Raw genomic sequence first — 15,976 nt, 5'->3', positions numbered from 1 at the left:
CCCCTTTACTTCGTCAAATCTTTCACAAATTTCGGCAATGCAAACGCCGCATGATGCAATTCCGGTGTGTAGTACTTCGTCTCAAGCTCATGGAACCTGTCTTCGCTGACCTTAAGTGGATCGTACTTCTTGCTTCCCATCGTGAATGTCCATAATCCGCTTGGATATGTCGGGATATTCGCTGTGTAAACTTTCGTAATCGGGAACGTTTCACGGACATCGCTTACGACTTGCTGGATCAAATCCGCTTTGAACCAAGGGTTGTCCGTCTGTGCAACGAAAATCCCATCTTCTTTCAATGCTTTTGCAATTCCCTCATAAAAACCTTTACTGAACAGGTTGACTGCAGGTCCGACCGGCTCTGTGGAATCGACCATGATGACGTCGTACTCGTTCTCGCTTTTCGCGATGTGCATGAATCCGTCATCGACTTGCACGTCAACACGCGGATTCTCCAGTTTGCCTGCGATTTCAGGCAAGTACTGTTTGGAATATTCGATGACATCGCCATCGATTTCCACCAATGTCGCCTTTTCCACTTGTGGATGCTTCAGTACTTCGCGAATGACTCCACCATCTCCACCACCGACGACAAGCACATTCTTCGGGTTTGGGTGCGTGAACAACGGTACGTGTGCCACCATTTCGTGATAAACGAATTCATCCTTCTGAGTGGTCATTACCATGTCATCTAGTACGAGCATGTTCCCCCACTCCGCAGTTTCCAGCATCTCCAACTGCTGAAAATCTGTCTTCTTGCTTTCCAACGTGCGGTTGATCTTCGCCGTAATTCCGAAGTTCTCCGTCTGTTTCTCTGTAAACCATGTACCCATCTATGATAAGCCCCTTTCTATATTCAAAGCCTTCCTTATTTATGTTTCATTCAAACAATCAAATTATAGAGAATCCTGAAAGAAAAATCGAGCATTATTTTTGCAGGGTGACCGTGGATGACATACTTTATCGCTTCACCGCGCCGGGGGACAGTCCCTCAGCGCGTTAAAGCGGTGAGGGACTGTCCCCCGGCTTATGTTTATTTATTTGCGATTTATCCCATAATATTATCAATCTTTTATTTTGTTTTACATAAGGAGGTGGGATTGATGAAGGACCGGATAAGGCGATTATTATCCAAGGATTACCCAAAGTGGGTGAAGTATAGTCTGATCAGCGGACTATGTTCGGCTGCACTCATGTTTCTATCAATTGCAACTCTACTTGTCTACTGTCTGATCGCTGGTCCACCTTCCCTGGTCACGGAACAGAACACGATCTACTATAGTGCAGACGGAACCGTAATCGAAGAGGATTTCGGAAACAAACGGAGGTATTGGGTCGACCTTGATGAGATCTCCCCTGACATCGTCCAGGCAACCATCCTTTCAGAGGACCGGAATTTCTATGATCATATGGGATTTGACCTGAAACGGATCACTGCTGCAGCATTGAAGAATATCCGCAATCTTGACAAAATCGAAGGCGCAAGCACGATCACCCAGCAATATGCACGGAACCTCTATCTTTCCCACGAGAAGACTTGGTCCCGTAAAATCAAAGAAGCACTCTACGCATACAGGCTCGAACTCTTTTATGATAAAGACGAGATTCTGGAGGGGTATTTGAATACGATCTATTACGGTCATGGTGCCTATGGAGTGGAAGCAGCCAGTCGCTATTATTTCAGCAAGCATGCCGATGAACTGACACTCGCTGAGTCTGCGATGCTCGCAGGTGTCCCTAAAGGTCCAAGCTATTATTCTCCATTTATTAATGAACAGAATGCAGAAGATCGTCAGGCCTTGATTCTAAGTCAGCTCGAAACATTCGACTACATCGATAAGAAAACAGCTGAACTGGCGGCTAACGAAGCCCTCTCCTATGCAAGCCAGGAGGACTTCAGCATTCCCGACATCGCACCTTACTTTCAGGACGTCGTTGCGCAGCATGCAACACGTCTACTAGGAATCGACCGTGAGGAGTTGATGAAAGGGGGCTATCAGATTCATACGACACTCCAGACGGATACCCAGGGGATGCTTGAACAGACGATGGAGCGTTCACTGAAAACAAACCCGGATATCCAGGCATCTGCAGTGGTGACAGATCCGCATTCCGGTGCGATCGTAGCCATGGTCGGCGGACGTGACTATGAAGACAGCCCTTATAATCGCGCTACCCAAGCGAAGCGGATGGTCGGATCCACCATCAAGCCATTTTTGTATTATACAGCTTTGGAAAAAGGGTTCACTGCCACCACCCAGCTCGTCAGTAAACCGACCGACTTCGAATTTGCCGATGGAGAAGTCTATGCACCGAGTAATTACAACGGATATTATGCGGATGAACCGATTACGATGGCACAGGCACTCGCACTATCGGACAATATCTATGCAGTGAAAACGAATATGTTTCTTGGGTCTGACAAATTAGTGGAGACCCTTCATGACTTCGGAATATCGGGAAAAATACCTTCCGTACCTTCCTTGGCGCTGGGAACGGCATCCATCTCCCTCCATGATATGACAGATGCCTACACACGGCTTGCCAGTGCAGAAAGCCCTAAGGAAGCCCATACGATCACCAAAATAACCGATCGGCATGGACACGTATTGTTCGAACACGAGCCTGAAGAAGCGAACACCACAAAGCTTGATCCTGATAGGGCATTCGTCGTCTCCCATATGATGACTGGAATGTTCGATTCATCCTTGAACGGCTACATGTCAGTGACGGGCGCAAGTATAGCGAATGAGTTGACGCACACTTATGCGGGGAAGTCAGGTACTACCGATACGGACAGTTGGATGATTGGTTTCAGTCCCGACCTGGTGACAGGGGTATGGACCGGATATGATGATGGTCGAGAGATGACAAAAATCCAGGATCATCAATTCGCAAAAGAGATTTGGGCAGGCTTCATGGAAAAAGCACATGCGGAAAAGGAATACAAAACGTTCAAGCCGACCGACAATGTCATAGGCGTATATATCGATCCTGAAACCGGGATGCGCGCTTCTCCATATTGTCCGAATCAGCGCCTCATGTATTTTGAGAAAGGGAAAGAACCTGATCAATACTGCGGTGATCATTATGATGGAAAATCGGAGAAAAAAGATAAGGAGAAAGAAGAGAACAAGCGTGGAAGCTGGAAAGATTTACTTGACTGGTTATTTTAAGCAAATCTATAAATGAAAAAAGAAAAGGACCGGGTGCGCCCCGATCCTTTTCTTCGTCCTAGTAAACATGGATAATCCATGTGGTACATACTATATTATGATTTTCTCTCGTTCGTCAAGAATCGTCAATGCTACTTCAGCGAGTATTTTTGAACAATTTGTGAACATACGTATCCCTTCACTCTTTTTGCATTTTTTTAGAATTGACGATCATTTCACCTTTACTCTCTTTTCTACTTTGGTGCTGCAATCCCCACTCATTCATCGGAACCATGAAAGCTTCAATACTTTTGCCGTATTCGGTCAGGCAATATTCCACTTTCGGAGGTACCGAATGGTAGTCCTTCCTTTCAATCAAACCTTCATCACAAAGCATACGCAATTCCTTGGATAGGATACGCGAAGATATTTTCCCGCCTAATGCCCGCTTCAGTTCATTGAAGCGAATGGTTTCTACGTCTAGCATCTTCCACAAAATGACACCTTTCCATTTTCCACCAACGACATCAAATGTAGTTTCAATAGCTGATTTCAAGGTGAATCCCTCTCTCACATCTCTCATTATTTCTTTAAACACCCACTCAAGGAATGTTTTCACAGAAAAGTTAAAAGGGTATTATAATTACTATATACCCTATTCCCAGTCGATATATCTCTTTTTATCTTCCATATGTTGTATGTAGTTCTACCTAGTCTATTTCATTGTATTTTGTTTTAAATTACTCAACAAGTACTTACAAATTAGTTACTATAGCATTCCGCGTAACTTACTTTATAATCATTTTACCCAAATAATATTCCCTTTTTGGCGCTTTAATGCAAAACTGTATAAAAGGGGGACGAAAGACCTGATTGGATATGGTTTTTATTTCCTGTGAGGGGGAATTTTATGAATCATTCGTCTGATAAAAAAATGAATGTAGAGAGACTCAGGAAACGAATGTATGAATTGTCGAAGACAAAAGCCGACTATCAGGAGATTCTTAAAGCATCCGAGGAATTAGACCATGCATTGAATGAACTACACAACAGCACGAAGCCTAAAAAACCTTGATTTTCTATATAAAAAAACTTCTCTGCATACAGAGAAGTTTTTTTTGTGTTACAGATTATAATGCCTGTTTCAGCTCATCAGAGGAATTTTCCCACATATCCGGATCATGTTCCTTCAAGAATTCCGCCAGCAGCTTCTTCGATTTGTCATCCATGTGGTCTACGACGATTCTGCCCTTCAGTGACTTATCCATGTTGTTCACATGTTCAGGCATCGACTTGTAACCTCTTTTGATTTCTCGATCCACGAGGATTTCACAACCTGTCACTCCCGTGTAAAATGCACCTTTCTCGTTTCGGTCGACCGTTACCCATACGATCCAGTACAGCTTTCCGTTAGGTACTTCTGATCTATCGGCAAGGAACTTGGTTCGTTTTTCCACGTCACTGCGTGCATGCATGGCTCCCATATCCACGTAAGCTTTCTCTTCGTTCGGGTCTACGATGACCGGCGACATGTTCTCCAGTGTGACTGCGCCGACGCCGTATCCGCCATGGCCATCTGTGGAGTCATCCTTCATGATGGTGAACTGGTTTTTCTTTTTATCTTTTCCTTTATTGAACTGGTCAAATTCTTTCATGGTTGCAGACCTCCTACGCTTACATTTTGTTTTTATAGTTTAACATACGACGGGTGTAATTTCAGATAATAGCATTGCGATAGAAATGTTATATTTTCTATTACTGCTGTTAGTAAAGATTAAAGGTACGGGAGATTACTTGGTTCCCTTTACCATGTGGGGATAGGGCTGACGGTGAAACGACTCGCTTTCCTGCGGGGATGACGGCAAGCCTCCTCGAGCTATCGCTCTGTGGGGTCTTGCCAGCCAATCCATTCCCGCGGGAGTCTCATCGTTTCCCCGCCAGCCCACCTGAAATGTATTGCCAGAAAGCCTAAATATAAACTTATTATCAATAAAAAATACTTTCTCCGAGAAGGTGTTCACAAATTATGGGTGGTTGAGAAATGACGAGACTCCCGCGGGAGAAGGAGCTAGGCAAGACCCCGGAAGGCGTAGCCTGAGGAGGCTTGCCAGTTCCCCCGCAGGAAAGCGAGTTGTTTCTCTACCACCCTTCTCTTACATGGTAACGATTATCCACAAAAAAAGCTTGAGGATGGGAGCCCTCAAGCTTTTGGGTTGGCTGTCCTGAGTTGTGCGATGAACTGCCAGGCTTCTTCGATTTCGCCTTCGGTATAGTTCTGTTTGCTCTTCACTGTGAAGACCTTGGCTTTGACTTCTTCACGCGGGAGATCTTCGAAAAAGAGCATCGTGGAGACAAGTTCAAGGAACCGCGAGCTCTTATCCTTCATCTGTCCGATCTGGCCTTCCATTGCCGGCAAATCGATCGGATACTGATCAAGGAACTGTTTCCCTTCATCCGTCAGGCGATAGCGGTATTGATAATAACTCTTTTTCTCTTCTTTCGTTTCATCGATGAACCCCAGGTTACACAATTCTTCCATTCGCAGCGTGAGCTCTTCGGAGTAAGGCCCGTAAAAATGAAACTGGTATTTCTCTTCGAACGGCACGTCACACTTTTTCAATATATAAATCATTTTCTGCAACTTCTTCCGACCTACGACTTCGTCGGAATCAGAAAAGAACCTCATCAATTTCGCATGATTTTCTAGCAAAACCATCCACTCCTATCCATACAAAATTTCCATAATACGCTTCTTCGTTTTACTACGGTTCGATAATCCTTCCAGTCGATCAAGCGGGAAGTATAACTTATGGTCCGTCCGTTTCTTCCCGGAGATGGACTCTACGATATCGGATTGACGGGAGAGCTCCCGCAATTCTTTATTCGGCATCAACAAGTGGATCGGAAGACGTTCCTCTTCTTCTCCCGGACGATAAAAGTCGTATGGCAGATCGGAACTTGAATCCACGACGAGGTAATAATCGGGATCAATTCCCGCTTTGTTGAAAAGCTTATACAGCTCCATCCACTCATTCATCTGTTGATTCGGGTTGAACTCGATGTATTTGAACAGGCGACGATTCACAAATCGTTCGCAGAGGTCGCTCAAAATCGGGTCATCTTCTTCCATCCAAATTTGGAAATAGTACATCGTCACTGATTCATCAAGACGCAAATATTCCTGCAGGTTCGGTTCACCCTTGAAAAAGGACAGAAAATGCTTAGGCTCAAGCTTAAAAGCATACCCTTCCTCGTGCATCTTTTTAGCTCGGTGAAGAATTTTGGATAAAATGACTTCCGCACTTCGCGTTACCGGATGGAAATACACTTGCCAGTACATTTGATAGCGGCTCATGATGTAATCTTCGACTGCATGCATCCCGCTTTGTTTGATGACCACCTGATCTTCAGTAGGACGCATAACACGCAAAATCCGTTCCATATCGAAGTGCCCATAGCTGACCCCGGTGAAATAAGCATCACGCTGCAGGTAATCCATTCGGTCGGCATCGATCTGACTCGAAATGAGACTGACGACCAATTTGTTTTCGTACGTTTTGTTGATGACCTCCGCTACCTTTGATGGAAACTCAGGCTCCACCTTGGATAGGATTTTGTTCACTTCCGTATCTCCGAGGATGATCGCTTGAGTGAATGCTTCATGATCGAGCTTGAACACTTTTTCAAATGAATGTGAAAAAGGCCCGTGACCTAAGTCATGCAGCAAGGCGGCACTTAAACAAAGAAGCCGTTCCTCTTTATTCCAATTCGGTCGATCTTCAAAGTTGTTGATGATTCTGCGTACGATTTCATAGACACCGAGGGAATGATTGAAGCGGCTGTGTTCCGCGCCGTGGAAGGTGGTGTAGGAGGTGCCGAGCTGTTTGATGCGGCGCAGACGCTGGAATTCAGAAGTTCCGATCAAGTCCCAGATCACCTGGTCTCTGACATGAACATACCTATGTACAGGATCTTTGAATACTTTTTCTTCACTTAATTTCTCATCGCGATATGCCATTGTGAATTCCTTTCGAATCGACATTTTTTTCTATTATATAGTTATTTTGACAATAAAAAAACACCTTGACAGATGCCTTGTCATCGATATTTTTTCCTATTGTAAAGAATAATCGATGATGGCGCTGTTTTCACTGTGGAATGCAGGTATAAAAAATTTCACACAAAAAAATATTCTAAAGCCATTCCTTTATTCATGCAAGAGGCAAGTTCTGTTATACTATGAAAGGTTCAAACAGAAACAAAGGAGTTGTACGGATAATGGATACAACCCATCATTTAATAAATACAGATCGTTACCGGTTCATCGACCAAAGCAGTCTCGGCCCTGAATTTTCCGCATTGCAGTCATTCGGTATGGACGATGCACTTTCCATCTCAGTCGGGCAAGGGCTATCACCGACTACTGCAAGACTTTGGGTGCACCACGACACGATTGTACTCGGAATCGCCGACGCTAAACTACCTTATATCCGAGAAGGCGTAGATTTACTGAAATCGAAAGGGTATGAAGTGATCGTCAGGAATTCAGGCGGCCTTGCAGTCGTTCTCGATGACGGTGTTCTGAATCTGTCGTTGATATTCCCTGATTCCAAAACAGTAAACATCCACGAAGGCTACGATGCGATGGTCTCCTTCATCCAGCACCTCTTCAAAGATTACACAGACCAAATCGAAGCTTACGAAATTACCCAATCCTATTGCCCCGGCACCTATGACTTGAGTATCAATGGTAAAAAGTTCGCAGGCATCTCACAGCGGCGGGTAAAAAATGGATCCGCTGTGCAAATCTATCTCGATATTACCGGCAGCGGTTCCGAACGCGCGCAATTGATACGTGATTTCTATGAAATAAGTAAAAAAGGAGAAGCTACTCGCTTCACCTATCCTGATATTGATCCTAATGTGATGGCATCGCTGAATGAATTGTTGGGGACAAGCTTTACTGTAGCGGAAGTACGGGATATGATCCTGCTTACGCTTCACCAGTTAAGTGGAGGCAACATCGTTACCGATAGTTTGAATGGTGCAGAAATCGAATGGTTCCAAAAACGGTTCGACCTGATGATTGAACGAAACCAAAAAATGCTGGAATCCCTATAAAGTGACTCCAGCATTTTTTCAAGACGCTTGCGCTTTTATTGTCCAGCTCCAGCGTCCAGACTCTTGCGCATTTCTCTATTCCCAGTTCCAGTAATCCATTTCCCCGAGGCTGGCGCCGTGGATCAACTCATCTTGCTTGAGCTTCAACAGCTCTTTCACCGGCCCAGTAACGACAGCTCCATATACCTGGAAGCCATTCTCGGCCAGGTAATCATGACGTTCATTTAAATAAGGCATGCCGAGGAAGTTCTTGTAATAGCCTTCTCCTTCCTCGATGATCGCCTGCATGTTCGACAACATTTCCTGTTCGTGATCTTTAATGGAATCCTTACTGAAGCTCATGCTTCCCCAGGATTGAAAATCGTCCCGGTCAAGTCCATACAGCTGTCCCATTCCGATCGCATCGACACTCAATGCACCTCCAGAAGCACCATAGCTCGACTCGAATTCCTGCAGTTCTCCTGAGTAGATCGGCATCCAACGAATATCCAAGTCATAGCCTTCCAGACGAGTAACGAGCTCTTCTGGTGCAACATAGTCTTTCAGCGAAAACCCTAAATCTGCTACTGTACCTTCATGCACCTGCTCTAAACGGTTCCACGTTTCGTCTGAAGGTAAAAAGGTAGTGGCATCTCCCGTCCTTGGATCTTCTGGCAAATAGAATGGAAAAGGATTTTGATCCTTTGGCTGTATGTATTCAATTTTCCATTGTGAAAAAATAGGAAAGAATGATTTATCCACTTCTACCGATCCGACTACCTGATCTTCTTTGCCAAGCTTCCTTTTCAGATCAAAGGAAATATGCTGTGTCAATACAGGTGAGATCTCGGGCATTTCATTAAAAAAGTCTACATCTACTGCAGGATACTTCCACTCTGTAGCCAGCTTTGCGTTCGCAGCGTGCTTGAACCCTCCTTCCGATTGATGATAGATGAAATTCAATGCAGCATTGTAAATGACGTAAATCAGAAAAATTGTCGCAAGCACCCGCACGATCCTCAACGTCAATGTAAACCGGTATTTCCACAACACCTTCTTTTCTTTATCTTTCGTCCATTCCGTCATTATGTCCATCCCTTTCTTCTCTCAACTTGCGCATCCGTTGCCGTGCTCTATGTAACGTGACCTTCACTTGGCTTTCATTTTTATCCATCGACTCCGCGATTTCTTTGTAGGACATATCCAAATGCTCCCTCAAATAAATGACTGTCCGGTAGTCTTCTGGCAGCGAGCGAAACATCTGTTCCACGCCCCCCTTGGCTTCCGATTCCATCAAAGCAGATTCCGGTTCCCCATAGGGGCTGCTCAATCCTTCCATCCCGTCAAAGAAAGGGACCCACTTCCAGCGTTGCCGCTTCCTCCATAAATCCAGGTAGGCATGCCTTGCTACCTTGAACAGCCACCCCTTTACCTGCTCATTTTTGTAAAAGGATAAGGAAATCGTCGCCCGGACGAACGTTTCCTGAACGAGATCCTCTGCTACTTGAGGCGAGCCGGTCATCCGAAGGAGGTAATGGTAGAGACTTTTTGCATGTAATGCATAGATATCTTCTAGTTTCTGCTTCTTAGATCCATCCACGACTAACCCCCATTAATGATTGCTTCACCTATTACAACGGAAAGAGGAGAAGAAAGTTACACTTGTGCTTAAAATTTGCTGATTAAAAATTTTGCGTTACTGATTAAAAAGTTCGATTTACTGATTAAACCCAGTCATTTACTAATCATACCAGATGCGTTTCTGATTAAAATTCAAGCTTTACTGATCAAATCAAAAAAGCCGCCCAATATTAAGGGCGGCTCGCACTAAAATTTAGAGTTATACGGATTGTGCTGCAGTGATCAGTGCCAGTTTATAGACATCATCTGAATTACAGCCACGGGACAAATCGTTCACCGGCTGGTTCAATCCTTGCAGGATCGGTCCGACAGCATCGAAGTTTCCTAGTCGCTGAGCGATTTTGTACCCGATATTACCAGCTTCCAGGCTAGGGAATACGAATGTGTTCGCTTCGCCTTTCAGTGGAGAATCAGGTGCTTTCTTTTCTGCCACAGACGGAACGAAGGCAGCGTCGAATTGGAACTCGCCATCAAGCGTCAATTCCGGCTCCTGTTCCTGAGCGATCTTCACGGCTTCTGCTACCCGCTCTGTTTCAGGGGATTTTGCAGAACCTTTTGTTGAGAAGCTCAACATCGCAACTTTCGGGTCGATTTCGAAAAGCTTCGCTGTTTTAGCGCTTTCCAAGGCGATCTCCGCTAAATCTTCGCTGCTTGGAGAAATGTTGATCGCGCAGTCAGCGAACACATACTTTTCTTGTTCACGAACCATGATGAATACACCGGAAGTCTTTTTGATTCCTGGTTTCGTCTTGATGATTTGAAGCGCAGGTCTTACGGTATCAGCAGTCGAATGTGCTGCTCCACTTACAAGACCGTCCGCGTCTCCCATATACACGAGCATCGTTCCGAAGTAATTGCCGTCCTGCAATACTTCCTTCGCTTTCGCCTCATCGACTTTTCCTTTACGACGCTCTACAAAGCTTTGGATCATTGTATCCATTCCAGCATAATCAGCAGGATCGATAATCGTAGCATTGGAAATATCTACACCGATCGCCTCCGCCTTCTGTTTCACTTCTTCTACATTTCCGACTAATACAGGTGTAACCAACCCTTCTGCTCCAAGCTTACTTGCAGCAGTCAAAATCCGTTCGTCCAAACCTTCAGGGAGTACAATCTTCTTACCTTGGCCTTTGATTTTATTTTTCAAGTCATCAAAAAGATCACTCATGATTTTCCCTCCAATTTCTAATTCTGTACCATATGATAATCCTTTTCGTGTATGAATGAAAGTGATATGTAGAAGTTTTTTTCACTAAAGCGATTACATCTTTAAAATGTGTCAATGTGATGAAATCATACCTTTGAACCTGCGTGCGAATGATGAATGCGAAAGGGTGTGTTATATTAGGGATGGAGCAACTTAATCAAACGTTTGATCAAAGGAGAGAATGATCTATGCCAGAAGCAGCGAAAACTCTAGATGGTTGGTATTGCCTTCACGACTTCAGATCCATCGATTGGACATCCTGGAAGCTTGCCTCCAGTGACGAGCGTGAAAGTGCCATTCATGAATTCAACCAGATCATTGCAAAGTGGGATAAGACAGAACAACATAAACAAGGAAGCCATGCGCTTTACACGATTGTAGGACAGAAAGCGGACTTCATGATGATGATCCTCCGCCCTACTATGGAAGAACTCAACGAAATCGAAACAGAATTCAATAAGTCCAAACTTGCTGAATTCACCATTCCGACCTACTCGTACGTTTCCGTAGTAGAATTGTCCAGCTACCTTGCCAAAGGAAAAGATGTAGAGACAGACCCTGAACTCCAGGCACGTCTGAAGCCGATTCTTCCGAAATGGCAGTATGCGTGCTTCTATCCAATGGACAAGCGCCGCCAGGGAGAAGACAACTGGTACATGCTGGAGATGGAAGATCGCAGTAAGCTGATGTATTCTCATGGCATGATCGGCCGCCAGTATGCAGGTAAGGTCCGCCAGATCATTACCGGTTCCGTCGGTTTTGATGATTGGGAATGGGGTGTCACCCTATTCGCACATGACGTACTGCAGTTCAAAAAGCTCGTATACGAGATGCGTTTTGATGAAGTCAGTGCCCGCTACGGTGAATTCGGTTCCTTCTATGTCGGCAACCTGCTGAAAAAAGAAGCGATCCCTCAATTCCTTCAAGTATAAGCATATGAAACTCCATGACCTTTCAAGGTTGTGGAGTTTTTTTGTGGTCTTACACAATCATTACCTCCTGACAAAATAATAAAACCTTCCAGGACAAAGCCCCTCTGTCACCTATCTAAGCAGATTGTTTTCCTGTTCATAATCAGACGGACCCTACATATACATTTAAAGAAAAGCTTGCGTATTGGGCGAGAAAAGCGAGGTGAATGCATGGCCGTCGTTCCTAACACAGAAGAAGATGTCAAATTGCTGGCGCGTCTTATGCGTGCAGAAGCGGAAGGTGACGGGGAACTGGGGATGCTGATGGTTGGCAATACGGGCATCAATCGTGTCCGTGTACGGTGCCTGGATTTCAAAGATATCAACACGATCCGTCGCATGGTGTTCCAAAGCCCGGGTGGCTTCGAAGCCACACAGAAAGGTTACTTCTATCAGCGTGCGAGAGAAAAGGATAAGCGGTTAGCCAGAAAAACCATCAAAGGACTGCGGTATCACCCCGCTACCAACACCCTTTGGTTCTTCATGCCTGAAGGGAACTGTCCTGCTCAATGGTTCGGTCAATGGAATGTAGGCAGATATAAATCACATTGTTTCTACGCCCCGACACAATCAGATTGTCCGAAAGCTTATTGAACCAAAGAAGGAGTGGTGAATTTGAGTCAAAAGAATAACGGCTATCAATCTGGTACACCTCAGCAGGGCCAGCCTTACTATCAGCAGCAGAATCCCTACCAATACTATTATCCTCAATCACAAATGCAGAGTCCGCAAAGTTATGTCCAGGGAGCACAGCAGCAACCGATGGTTCCCCAGATGCCAAGTGCCCAGCAGCCGAGCCAGAACATCCCCGGCATGCTGCCAGTCGAAGAGTCCTATATCGAAAATATCTTAAGACTGAACCGAGGAAAAGAAGCAACCGTCTACATGACATTCGAGAATAATGACCAGTGGAATGCGAAAATTTTCAAAGGAATCATTGAAGCTGCCGGACGAGATCATATCATCCTGAGCGATCCCGAAACCGGCAAACGTTATCTACTATTAATGATCTACCTTGATTACATCACATTCGATGAAGAGATCAATTACAGCTATCCGTTCAATAACACCGGACAGATGAGCAATTATTCCAACCGATGACACAGGGCGACAACTGCATTCATGAAGATTCATACCTTCCAATAAAAAAGATGCGTTGCTGTGAAGGTAGCAACGCATCTTCCTTTTTATCTTCGATGAAGGTGGAGCTTCTTAATCATTAAGGTGGTGAGGATATGAAACACCCTTATGAAAAATTACAACGCTATGAATTGTTCACGATGATCATTGCTGTCGTGCTGGCAATCGTCTCACTCACACAGACCGCATTTTCATGGATCATCTTGTTCATGTTCTATACCTTATCCTTGAGTTTTATGTTTGAAGCATTGATTGAATGGACAAAGCGTAATACATTAGGATTTGTCTATCAGATCATCCGAGCGGTCCTGTTGACGGTCTTTTCCACCCTCTTATTCTTTTAGACCACTTTCATAAGGACGTAGCCCAGGATCACCCATCCAATAAGGAAAGACAGGCCTCCCAGCGGTGTGATTATCGCAAAGGTCTTGATGCTAGTGGTCGAATAGATATACAAGCTGCCGGAAAACAACAGTATTCCGATGAAGAAAAACCACCCAGCACCAGCAAAGCTGCCAGCTGGATATTTGGATGCAAGCAATGCCGTCACAAATAAAGCCATTGTATGGAACATTTGATAATTGACTGCTTTTTCCCAAGTCTTCAAAGCCTTTTCAGAGATTTTCCCTTCCAGTCCATGGGCGCCGAATGCCCCCAGAGCAACTGCCAAAAAGCCATTGACCACTGCTAGTATAAGAAAGATTTTCATTATTTTTCACTCCTTAGAAATCAAAAATGGAATCACCATTTGCTTTCCCATGTTCGGATCGCTCTGAGCCAGAAGACTTTGTCACCTTATGGGATGTGGTGTCATCCCCCATCATCTTGCGCAGTTCAGCTGCCGTCGGTTCTTGTACATTTCCAGGTGAAGAACCTTCTTCATCAAGTACAAGATCACACAACAACTTGACTGCACGGACATGCTCTCTAACGGAAGCATGGTCTTGTTTGCCCATCGCTTCCTGTACTTCTTTCATCATCTTTTTCAGCACCGCATCATTCGTGATACTCATCGGTGATAACTCCTTTTTTCATAGTATTGAAGGTTGGATTGTTCGTAAACCTCCCCCATTATAACATGAGTGGTGGATAAACCGAGCAATCAGCAAAAAGACCGTCCCTGTTGGAGGAACGGTCTTTTCCTATCATTAGAAGCTGATAATTCCAATTGCATTAAGGAAAATCAGGATGATCAGGATCGGCGCCAGGTATTTGATGATGCTGTACCAGATACCAGCAACCGGATTACCTGTCATATCCGTCGCTTCAAGTGCAGTCGATTTATTGAAATACCATCCGACAAACAATGCCATCGATAAGCCGCCTAATGGCAGAAGAATGTTGGAAGCAATATAATCGAAGGAATCCAGGATGTTGTTGTCACCAATCGGCGTGACACCAGACCAGATCCCCATCCCAAGCGATACCGTAATTCCGAGAAGGAACATAATAAGCCCCATTACGATACTTGCCTTGCGACGGCTCCAATTCCAGATTCTCATGAAGTACGCAACCGGCACTTCCAGAATGGATACCGACGATGATAGTGCCGCTAAGATCAATGAGAAGAAGAAGACGATTCCGACAACTTCTCCGAACGGCATCTGCTCAAAGATACTCGGTAGAGTGATGAATACCAATGGCGGTCCTGAACCTGGATCAATGTCAAAAGCGAAAACCGCTGGAAAGATGACAAGACCTGAAATGATTGCAAAAAATGTATCCATCAATCCGATTCCAAGGGTGGCACTAGGAAGCTTGTTCTGTTTGGACAAATAGCTTCCGTACGTGAGCATCGCACCCATCCCCAAACTTAAGGAAAAGAACGCCTGTCCTAATGCTGCAACAATGACTCCAGGGTTACTCAATGCAGACCAGTCCGGCTTGAACAAGAATTCCAGTCCAGCACTGGCACCATCCAGTGACATACTGAATACCGCTAAGGCGACAAGCAGTACTGCCAATGTCGGCATGAAAATTTTGTTTGCAAATTCAATTCCTTTTTTGACTCCGCTATACACGATGAAAATAGTAAGAATCATGAATAGTGCATGCCAGAACATCGGCTGCCAAGGGTGGGAAATGAATCCACCGAAAGTCGCTTCATACCCTGCCTCTGGTGCAGTGAAAAATTCTCCTGTAATATACTTTCCGAAATAATAGATTGCCCAGCCTGCTACTACACCGTAGAAGCTGAGAATCAAGAACGCACTGAGGACACCGAAGAACCCTGTCATGAACCAAGGCGTACCCGGTGCCAATTTAGCAAACGAGCCCACGACATCACTTTGTGCTTTCCGTCCGATACTTACTTCTGTCAAAAGCAACGGAACACCGATTACGACTACGAAGAATAGGTAGAGCACTAAGAAAGCTCCGCCTCCACTCTCCCCAGCTACGTAGGAAAAACGCCATATGTTTCCTAATCCTACTGCAGATCCCATTGCTGCAAGCATGAAGCCCAGCTTGCTGGCCCACTGTTCTCTAGCCATCTTTCTTCCACTCCTCACTCAGATGTAAAATATCCATCAGCATACCATACTTGCTTTTTCGACACGAGACATATTCAGAAATTTCATTTTATTAACAGCCTATCCATCTACTGTTTCCGCTCATACATCATACAGGGCGTCCCTGTCGACTTTTGAACGACCGAAGCAGGCATTTCCCTCCCCTTAAACCCATATGCTCTACAGGCTCTTGGGAAATTCGGATTCCATGTCGTATAGAAATGTTTGCACTTGAAACAGTTGATTTTT

18 protein-coding genes are annotated in these 15,976 nt (G+C 44.8%); 7 read left to right on the top strand and 11 right to left on the bottom strand.

Annotated elements, in window-relative coordinates:
• Window positions 1-5: 5 nt before the first annotated feature.
• Window positions 6-833, bottom strand: coding sequence for a polyamine aminopropyltransferase (speE, locus tag ACFQ2J_RS12735; RefSeq protein WP_386060963.1), 828 nt, complete (start codon window positions 831-833; stop codon window positions 6-8).
• A 270-nt stretch (window positions 834-1,103) separates the two neighbouring features.
• Between speE and ACFQ2J_RS12730 the strand changes: the two genes are divergently transcribed.
• Complete coding sequence (locus tag ACFQ2J_RS12730) at window positions 1,104-3,176, top strand: transglycosylase domain-containing protein (protein WP_386060960.1); 2,073 nt, start codon at window positions 1,104-1,106, stop codon at window positions 3,174-3,176.
• A 178-nt stretch (window positions 3,177-3,354) separates the two neighbouring features.
• On the opposite strand, the gene ACFQ2J_RS12725 is transcribed toward ACFQ2J_RS12730, so the two are convergent.
• Window positions 3,355-3,711, bottom strand: coding sequence for a winged helix-turn-helix transcriptional regulator (locus tag ACFQ2J_RS12725; protein WP_386060957.1), 357 nt, complete (start codon window positions 3,709-3,711; stop codon window positions 3,355-3,357).
• Window positions 3,712-4,065: 354 nt separating this feature from the next.
• On the opposite strand from ACFQ2J_RS12725, the gene ACFQ2J_RS12720 reads away from it, so the two are divergent.
• Entirely contained in the window at window positions 4,066-4,230 is a 165-nt protein-coding gene (locus ACFQ2J_RS12720) for an aspartyl-phosphate phosphatase Spo0E family protein (RefSeq protein ID WP_386060954.1), read from the top strand.
• A 55-nt stretch (window positions 4,231-4,285) separates the two neighbouring features.
• Here the strand turns inward: ACFQ2J_RS12720 and ACFQ2J_RS12715 are convergent, their stop codons facing one another.
• From ACFQ2J_RS12715 to ACFQ2J_RS12705, 3 genes are all read right to left on the bottom strand, one after another.
• Window positions 4,286-4,810 (bottom strand): YwhD family protein, encoded by a 525-nt coding sequence (locus tag ACFQ2J_RS12715; protein WP_386060951.1) that lies wholly within the window; start codon window positions 4,808-4,810, stop codon window positions 4,286-4,288.
• Window positions 4,811-5,355: 545 nt separating this feature from the next.
• Window positions 5,356-5,865, bottom strand: coding sequence for a YwgA family protein (locus tag ACFQ2J_RS12710; protein ID WP_386060948.1), 510 nt, complete (start codon window positions 5,863-5,865; stop codon window positions 5,356-5,358).
• 12 nt (window positions 5,866-5,877) lie between these two features.
• Complete coding sequence (locus ACFQ2J_RS12705) at window positions 5,878-7,173, bottom strand: HD domain-containing protein (protein WP_386060945.1); 1,296 nt, start codon at window positions 7,171-7,173, stop codon at window positions 5,878-5,880.
• Window positions 7,174-7,433: 260 nt separating this feature from the next.
• On the opposite strand from ACFQ2J_RS12705, the gene ACFQ2J_RS12700 reads away from it, so the two are divergent.
• A complete protein-coding gene (locus ACFQ2J_RS12700; protein ID WP_386060942.1) occupies window positions 7,434-8,276 on the top strand; it encodes a lipoate--protein ligase family protein in 843 nt (280 codons plus the stop codon).
• A 75-nt stretch (window positions 8,277-8,351) separates the two neighbouring features.
• On the opposite strand, the gene ACFQ2J_RS12695 is transcribed toward ACFQ2J_RS12700, so the two are convergent.
• The 3 genes from ACFQ2J_RS12695 to pta form a co-directional block, all read right to left on the bottom strand.
• Window positions 8,352-9,341: an anti-sigma factor gene (locus tag ACFQ2J_RS12695; RefSeq protein WP_386060939.1), complete on the bottom strand. Its 990-nt coding sequence runs from the start codon at window positions 9,339-9,341 to the stop codon at window positions 8,352-8,354.
• The gene (locus tag ACFQ2J_RS12690; RefSeq protein WP_386060936.1) at window positions 9,319-9,855 is read right to left on the bottom strand and encodes a sigma-70 family RNA polymerase sigma factor; all 537 of its coding nucleotides are present in this window, start codon (window positions 9,853-9,855) and stop codon (window positions 9,319-9,321) included. The genes ACFQ2J_RS12695 and ACFQ2J_RS12690 overlap by 23 nt, the downstream gene beginning before the upstream one ends.
• Before the next feature lie 240 nt (window positions 9,856-10,095).
• Window positions 10,096-11,067 (bottom strand): phosphate acetyltransferase, encoded by a 972-nt coding sequence (gene pta, locus ACFQ2J_RS12685; protein ID WP_386060933.1) that lies wholly within the window; start codon window positions 11,065-11,067, stop codon window positions 10,096-10,098.
• 227 nt (window positions 11,068-11,294) lie between these two features.
• Here pta and hemQ point away from each other — a divergent pair, with 227 nt between their 5' ends.
• From hemQ to ACFQ2J_RS12665, 4 genes are all read left to right on the top strand, one after another.
• Window positions 11,295-12,038, top strand: a complete 744-nt coding sequence (gene hemQ / locus ACFQ2J_RS12680; RefSeq protein ID WP_386060930.1) for a hydrogen peroxide-dependent heme synthase — start codon at window positions 11,295-11,297, stop codon at window positions 12,036-12,038.
• 210 nt (window positions 12,039-12,248) lie between these two features.
• On the top strand, window positions 12,249-12,671 hold the full coding sequence (locus tag ACFQ2J_RS12675) for a cell wall hydrolase (protein ID WP_386060927.1): 423 nt from the start codon (window positions 12,249-12,251) through the stop codon (window positions 12,669-12,671).
• Window positions 12,672-12,692: 21 nt separating this feature from the next.
• Window positions 12,693-13,178 (top strand): spore coat protein GerQ, encoded by a 486-nt coding sequence (gene gerQ / locus ACFQ2J_RS12670; RefSeq protein ID WP_386060924.1) that lies wholly within the window; start codon window positions 12,693-12,695, stop codon window positions 13,176-13,178.
• Window positions 13,179-13,312: 134 nt separating this feature from the next.
• On the top strand, window positions 13,313-13,561 hold the full coding sequence (locus tag ACFQ2J_RS12665; protein WP_386060921.1) for a hypothetical protein: 249 nt from the start codon (window positions 13,313-13,315) through the stop codon (window positions 13,559-13,561).
• Here ACFQ2J_RS12665 and ACFQ2J_RS12660 read toward each other — a convergent pair.
• The 3 genes from ACFQ2J_RS12660 to ACFQ2J_RS12650 all read right to left on the bottom strand — a co-directional run bounded on the left by ACFQ2J_RS12660 (window position 13,558) and on the right by ACFQ2J_RS12650 (window position 15,709).
• Entirely contained in the window at window positions 13,558-13,926 is a 369-nt protein-coding gene (locus ACFQ2J_RS12660) for a DUF423 domain-containing protein (RefSeq protein WP_386060918.1), read from the bottom strand. The two genes, ACFQ2J_RS12665 and ACFQ2J_RS12660, sit on opposite strands and share 4 nt — an antisense overlap.
• Window positions 13,927-13,939: 13 nt before the next feature.
• Window positions 13,940-14,230, bottom strand: coding sequence for a YwdI family protein (locus ACFQ2J_RS12655; protein ID WP_386060915.1), 291 nt, complete (start codon window positions 14,228-14,230; stop codon window positions 13,940-13,942).
• Window positions 14,231-14,365: 135 nt separating this feature from the next.
• Window positions 14,366-15,709, bottom strand: coding sequence for a sodium-dependent transporter (locus ACFQ2J_RS12650; RefSeq protein ID WP_386060912.1), 1,344 nt, complete (start codon window positions 15,707-15,709; stop codon window positions 14,366-14,368).
• Window positions 15,710-15,976 lie beyond the last annotated feature (267 nt).

Source organism: Thalassobacillus hwangdonensis, from assembly GCF_042675915.1.
Lineage (GTDB): Bacteria > Bacillota > Bacilli > Bacillales > Halobacillaceae > Thalassobacillus_A > Thalassobacillus_A hwangdonensis.
Note: the sequence above shows the minus strand (reverse complement) of the source record. Positions and strands in the feature narration are given on the sequence as shown.

What these genes read in the sequence shown, in the direction of transcription:
- pta (WP_386060933.1), bottom strand. Translation starts at nt 11,067, where the DNA reads ATGAGTGATCTTTTTGATGACTTGAAAAATAAAATCAAAGGCCAAGGT.
- ACFQ2J_RS12650 (WP_386060912.1), bottom strand. Translation starts at nt 15,709, where the DNA reads ATGGCTAGAGAACAGTGGGCCAGCAAGCTGGGCTTCATGCTTGCAGCA.
- ACFQ2J_RS12705 (WP_386060945.1), bottom strand. Translation starts at nt 7,173, where the DNA reads ATGGCATATCGCGATGAGAAATTAAGTGAAGAAAAAGTATTCAAAGAT.
- hemQ (WP_386060930.1), top strand. Translation starts at nt 11,295, where the DNA reads ATGCCAGAAGCAGCGAAAACTCTAGATGGTTGGTATTGCCTTCACGAC.
- ACFQ2J_RS12715 (WP_386060951.1), bottom strand. Translation starts at nt 4,810, where the DNA reads ATGAAAGAATTTGACCAGTTCAATAAAGGAAAAGATAAAAAGAAAAAC.
- ACFQ2J_RS12730 (WP_386060960.1), top strand. Translation starts at nt 1,104, where the DNA reads ATGAAGGACCGGATAAGGCGATTATTATCCAAGGATTACCCAAAGTGG.
- speE (WP_386060963.1), bottom strand. Translation starts at nt 833, where the DNA reads ATGGGTACATGGTTTACAGAGAAACAGACGGAGAACTTCGGAATTACG.
- ACFQ2J_RS12665 (WP_386060921.1), top strand. Translation starts at nt 13,313, where the DNA reads ATGAAACACCCTTATGAAAAATTACAACGCTATGAATTGTTCACGATG.
- ACFQ2J_RS12695 (WP_386060939.1), bottom strand. Translation starts at nt 9,341, where the DNA reads ATGACGGAATGGACGAAAGATAAAGAAAAGAAGGTGTTGTGGAAATAC.
- ACFQ2J_RS12720 (WP_386060954.1), top strand. Translation starts at nt 4,066, where the DNA reads ATGAATCATTCGTCTGATAAAAAAATGAATGTAGAGAGACTCAGGAAA.
- ACFQ2J_RS12660 (WP_386060918.1), bottom strand. Translation starts at nt 13,926, where the DNA reads ATGAAAATCTTTCTTATACTAGCAGTGGTCAATGGCTTTTTGGCAGTT.
- ACFQ2J_RS12675 (WP_386060927.1), top strand. Translation starts at nt 12,249, where the DNA reads ATGGCCGTCGTTCCTAACACAGAAGAAGATGTCAAATTGCTGGCGCGT.
- ACFQ2J_RS12700 (WP_386060942.1), top strand. Translation starts at nt 7,434, where the DNA reads ATGGATACAACCCATCATTTAATAAATACAGATCGTTACCGGTTCATC.
- ACFQ2J_RS12655 (WP_386060915.1), bottom strand. Translation starts at nt 14,230, where the DNA reads ATGAGTATCACGAATGATGCGGTGCTGAAAAAGATGATGAAAGAAGTA.